General features: G+C 41.4%; 1 protein-coding gene and 1 pseudogene. Both read left to right on the top strand.

Annotated features, from left to right (window positions below; all coding sequences use genetic code 11):
- Positions 1–303 precede the first annotated feature (303 nt).
- Complete coding sequence (gltB, locus tag BHE89_RS07740) at positions 304–4,764, top strand: glutamate synthase large subunit (RefSeq protein WP_069368692.1); 4,461 nt, start codon at positions 304–306, stop codon at positions 4,762–4,764.
- A gap of 9 nt (positions 4,765–4,773) precedes the next feature.
- Positions 4,774–6,173, top strand: a pseudogene (locus BHE89_RS07735) (FAD-dependent oxidoreductase).
- The last annotated feature ends 33 nt before the right edge of the window (positions 6,174–6,206 follow it).

The raw sequence follows: 6,206 nt of genomic DNA, 5'->3' as shown, positions 1-6,206 counted from the left end.
CACATAAAAAAACCGATCACATACTATTTTAAATAGAATAATTTCGATTATTAATCAATACATTAAAACTAAAAATTTTCCTTATCATATTGTATCTCAGATAACTATCCCTACACATTGACCTGATTTTTATTTATCGATAAGTTGAAAAGGCATTGCATAGCAATATAAAAAACACATCAAGCTAGGCAAACACAACATCATCCGACTGAGCACCCATAAATTTACCTACATACTTTGAGCCAAAACGTTCCTTTTGCGCTCTTTTTTGAGGTGTCCAGTAAACTAAGTAGGGATCAAAAAATGCTCTATCAAAAGACACAGGAAAAAGACAATTGTGGGTTTGGGTTGATCGCGCATATTGAAGGACAAGCCAGCCATAAGATTGTCAGAAATGCCATCCATGGTCTTGCCAGAATGCAACACCGTGGCGCTATTCTTTCCGATGGTAAAACCGGCGATGGTTGCGGACTACTCTTGCAAAAACCAACGCGTTTTTTCCAATTAGTTGCACAAGAAAAAGGCTGGCATTTAACTAAAAATTACGCCGTAGGAATGCTATTTCTAAGCCAAGATCCCAATATTGCCAAACAATGCCGTCTCATCGTTGAAGAAGAACTACAACGTGAAACACTTTCTCTTGTTGGCTGGCGTAAAGTGCCTATTAACACGGATATTTTAGGCGCTATTGCCCTTTCGTCTCTTCCTTTAATCGAACAAGTGTTTGTTAATGCACCTGCTGGCTGGCGGATAAATGACATTGAGAGACGACTCTTTGTTGCCCGCAGACGTATTGAAAAGCGCATTACTGACAATGATTTTTATATTTGTAGCCTTTCTAATTTAGTGACAGTTTATAAAGGCCTCTGTATGGCCATTGATTTACCCCGTTTTTTTACCGATCTTGCTGATCTACGTATGGAATCTTCAATTTGTTTATTCCACCAGCGTTTTTCAACTAACACCACCCCTAGATGGCCACTTGCACAACCTTTTCGTTATTTAGCACATAACGGTGAAATTAATACCATTACAGGTAATCGCCAATGGGCTAAAGCTCGTGCCTATAAATTCCATACTCCCCTTATTCCTGATCTACAAAGTGCAGCCCCTTTTGTGAATGAAAATGGCTCAGATTCAAGTTCACTCGATAATATGCTAGCGCTTTTTCTCAATGGTGGTATGGATATTGTTCGTGCCATGCGATTATTAGTGCCCCCCGCATGGCAAAATAATCCACAAATGGATGAGGATTTACGGGCATTTTTTGATTTTAACTCAATGCATATGGAGCCTTGGGATGGTCCAGCAGGTATTGTATTATCAGATGGTCGTTATGCCGCATGTACGCTAGATAGAAACGGTTTGCGCCCTGCTCGCTACGTTATCACTACAGATAACATCATCACCTGTGCTTCTGAAATAGGTATTTGGGATTATCAACCTGATGAAGTGCGAGAAAAAGGACGAGTCGGTCCCGGTGAACTGATGGTCATTGATACGCGTCATGGGCGCATTTTACACTCTGCCGAAACCGATGAAGATTTAAAAAGACGCCACCCTTATAAACTGTGGTTAGAGCGTAATGTCAAACGTTTAACGCCGTTTGAAGACTTACCAGAACAACAAGCCACAGGACAACGTGCCTTTAATGACACTTTATTAGCGACCTATCAAAAGCAATTTGCCTATAGCCAAGAAGAGCTTGAAAACATTTTGCATGTACTCGCAGAGAATGGGCAAGAAGCAACTGGCTCAATGGGTGATGACACGCCATTTGCGGTGCTTTCTCAACGCCCTCGTCTTATTTATGACTATTTCAGACAAAAATTTGCGCAAGTCACAAATCCGCCCATAGATCCATTGAGAGAAGCGCATGTTATGTCTTTAGCGACCTGCATTGGCCGCGAGATGAATGTATTTTGTGAAGCGGAAGGTCAAGCACATCGACTGAGTTTTACATCGCCTATTTTACTTTATAGCGACTTCCAACAGCTTATTAATCAAGAAAATCCTTATTACCAATCCGTTCATCTCGATATCACTTATCAACCAACAGAATGCAACCTAGAAACAGCGTTACGCCAATTATGCGTACAAGCACAACAGGAAGTTAATCGTGGTGCGGTATTATTGGTTTTATCAGATAGAAACATCACTAAAGAGCGATTACCTATCCCTGCGCCTATGGCTGTTGGTGCGGTGCAAAAAACATTGGTAAATAATAACTTACGTTGTGATGCCAATATCATTGTCGAAACAGCCAGTGCCCGTGATCCTCACCATTTTGCCGTATTGCTCGGATTTGGTGCTACGGTTATTTATCCTTATCTTGCTTATGAATCGTTAGCTCAACGTGTTGATAAAAAAATCCTGCAAGCAAGCTATGCCCAAGTCATGCTGAATTACCGCAACGGCATAAATAAAGGGTTGTATAAGATCATGTCCAAAATGGGCATTTCAACCATTGCCTCTTACCGTTGCTCTCAACTTTTTGAAGCCGTTGGATTAAATGATAGGGTTGTCGAGCTCTGTTTTACAGGCGTTGATAATCGGATTAATGGCGCTGATTTCAGCGATTTTGAACACGATTTATTTAATCTTTCTAAGCGAGCTTGGTTAATTCGTCATCCTCTCGAAGCGGGTGGCTTATTAAAATATGCCCATAAAGGGGAATACCATGCTTATAATCCAGATGTCGTTCAAGCACTACAAAAAGCCGTCAATAGCGGGGAATATACCGATTATCAGCATTATGCAAACCTTGTGCAACAGCGCCCAATAACAACCTTACGCGATATGCTAATCCTGAATAACAAAACAACGCCTATCGCGATTGAAGAAGTCGAACCTGAAACAGAATTATTTAAACGCTTTGATACAGCTGCAATGTCAATAGGGGCACTGAGCCGAGAAGCGCATGAAGCGCTTGCGCAAGCAATGAATACATTGGGGGGATTTTCAAATTCAGGTGAAGGGGGCGAAGATCCGGCTCGTTACGGCACCAATAAAGTCTCACGGATTAAACAGATTGCCTCAGGTCGCTTTGGCGTGACGCCTTCTTATCTAATGAGCGCAGATGTTTTACAAATTAAAGTCGCACAAGGGGCAAAACCAGGTGAAGGGGGGCAACTCCCTGGAGATAAAGTCACACCTTATATTGCGCAACTGCGTTATGCGGTACCGGGTGTTACCCTAATATCCCCCCCACCTCATCACGACATCTACTCTATTGAAGATTTAGCACAGCTTATTTTCGACTTAAAACAGATCAATCCAACAGCACTGATTTCTGTAAAACTCGTGTCAGAGCCCGGTGTGGGCACCATTGCTACGGGTGTTGCCAAAGCTTACGCAGATTTGATCACCATTGCTGGTTATGACGGTGGTACCGGTGCAAGCCCTTTAACCTCCGTAAAATATGCGGGTAGCCCGTGGGAACTAGGCTTAGTTGAAACTCAACAAGCATTAGTAGCAAATAATCTACGTCATAAAATTCGTTTGCAAGTCGATGGAGGATTAAAAACGGGTCTAGATATTATTAAAGCGGCGATTTTAGGCGCAGAGAGCTTTGGATTTGGTACTGGACCAATGGTGGCATTAGGCTGTAAATACCTGCGCATTTGCCATTTAAATAATTGCGCAATGGGTGTGGCAACTCAAGATGAAACGCTCCGTCGTAACCATTATCACGGATTACCAGAACGCGTTATTAACTACTTTCGTTTTATTGCGCAAGAAACCCGTGAGTTAATGGCATTACTTGGCGTAAGAAAAATCACCGATTTAATCGGTCGAACCGATCTACTTTCATGCCTAGAAGGTGTTAGCAGTAAACAACAAAAACTCTCTTTAGGGGGATTATTAGAAACAGCGACGTCACCATCAGGTAAGGCGCTTTATTGTCAGGAAAATAATAATACTTATGATAAAGGCGAATTAAATCAGCATATTGTTGCTCAAACAAGAGATGCTGTGGAGCAACAAAAAAGCCAAACATACTATTTTGATATTCGTAATACAGATCGCTCAGTAGGCGCAACGTTATCCGGTATTATTGCCAAAAAATGGGGTGAAAATGGCTTATCTGCCACACCCATTAAACTTTATTTTACGGGAACCGCAGGTCAAAGCTTTGGGGTATGGAATGCGCAAGGCGTTGAATTAACCTTAGTCGGTGATGCTAATGATTATGTTGGTAAAGGTATGGCAGGTGGTCGTATTGTCATTTCACCTCCCGTTGGTTCTGCATTTAAAAGTCATCATGCAACCATTATGGGTAATACCTGCCTTTATGGTGCAACCGGTGGAAAACTCTATGCATCAGGCTTGGCTGGGGAACGTTTTGCCGTCAGAAACTCGGGTGCCATTGCTGTTGTTGAAGGCGTTGGCGATAATGGATGTGAATATATGACTGGCGGTATTGTCTGCGTTTTGGGTAAAACAGGCATCAACTTTGGTGCAGGAATGACGGGGGGATTTGCCTACCTACTCGATGAAGATCTCACGTTATCGCAACGTATCAATACTTCATCGATTGAGTTACTTCCTGTTGCATCCTTTGCCATCCTCGCAGAACATCTACGAGGCATGATTGCTGAACATGTCAGGCTGACAGGCTCACAGCATGGAGAAAAATTACTTTCACAGTGGGAATATTGGTCACAACATTTCAAATTGGTTAAGCCAAAATCCAGTGATGTCAATGCGTTACTTGGTCATCCCCGTCGTTCATCTGCTGAATTACGCGTTCAGGCACAATAGGAGAATATGATGAGTCAGAATGTGTATCAGTTTATCGACTTAAATCGTGTTGAGCCGACTAAAAAACCGTTAGCAATTCGCAAAATTGAGTTTATTGAAATCTATGAGGCTTTTTCACCGCAGCAAGCTTCTGCACAAGCTGATCGCTGTTTAGGCTGCGGGAATCCTTATTGTGAATGGAAATGCCCTGTTCATAATTACATTCCTAATTGGTTAAAGCTGGCAAACGAAGGACGTATTATTGAGGCGGCTGAGCTTTCTCATCAAACAAACAGTTTGCCTGAAATTTGCGGTCGTGTTTGCCCTCAAGATAGGCTTTGTGAAGGTGCTTGTACGCTTAATGATGATTTTGGCGCAGTCACCATCGGCAATATTGAGCGTTACATCAATGACACCGCCTTAGCACAAGGATGGCGGCCCGATCTTTCTCACGTCACAATGACCGATAAAAAGGTCGCCATTATTGGTGCTGGCCCTGCGGGTCTTGCCTGTGCTGATGTTCTTATTCGACAAGGCGTAAAACCGATTGTTTATGATAAACATCCAGAAATTGGGGGATTACTTACGTTTGGTATCCCCTCTTTTAAACTCGAAAAATCATTGATGATCCGACGCCGCGAATTATTTAGTGAAATGGGGATCGAGTTTTGCCTTAATACAGAAATAGGTAAAGATATCTCTCTAAATACCCTAATAACACACTATGACGCTGTATTTTTAGGGTTAGGTACTTATCACAATTTACGCGGTCATTTTCCTAATGAAAATGCGAATGGTGTTTATAGCGCCCTACCTTATTTAATTGGTAATACACGTTATTTAATGGGTTATGATGAAGATCCTCAAACACCTTATATCGACCTTAAAGATAAAAATGTCGTGATATTAGGAGGTGGTGATACCGCAATGGACTGTGTGCGTACTGCAATTCGCCAAAGCGCCAATAAAGTCACTTGTGTATATCGTCGTGATGAAAGCAATATGCCGGGTTCAAAACGTGAAGTAAAAAAATGCCAAAAGAAGAAGGCGGCGAATTTTTATTTAATCTTCAACCTATAGATATTGAAGTCGATAATCAAAATAATGTTGTTGGTATTCACGTTATTAAAACTCAAGGCGATAAAACATTAATACCGATTGAAGGAAGTGAGCATTTATTATCTGCTGATGCAGTTATCCTCGCATTTGGCTTTAAGCCTGCACATTATCCATGGTTAGATGAAAATAATATTGAATATGCATCTTCAGGCAGAATTATTATTTCAGATAATCAAGAAATACCACATCAAACAACAAACCCTAAAGTATTTGCTGGCGGCGATATTGTACGAGGTTCTGATCTTGTAGTAACAGCAATAGCAGAAGGAAGAGAGGCAGCAGAAGGAATATTGCGATATTTATCATGTTAAATATTTTTTTATATTCGTTATTTTAAAATAACA

Origin of the sequence: Shigella sp. FC1967 (assembly GCF_001743005.1) — a bacterium.
GTDB lineage: Bacteria > Pseudomonadota > Gammaproteobacteria > Enterobacterales > Enterobacteriaceae > Proteus.
The sequence above is the reverse complement of the archived record's forward strand: the minus strand, read 5'-3'. Positions and strand labels throughout refer to the sequence as shown.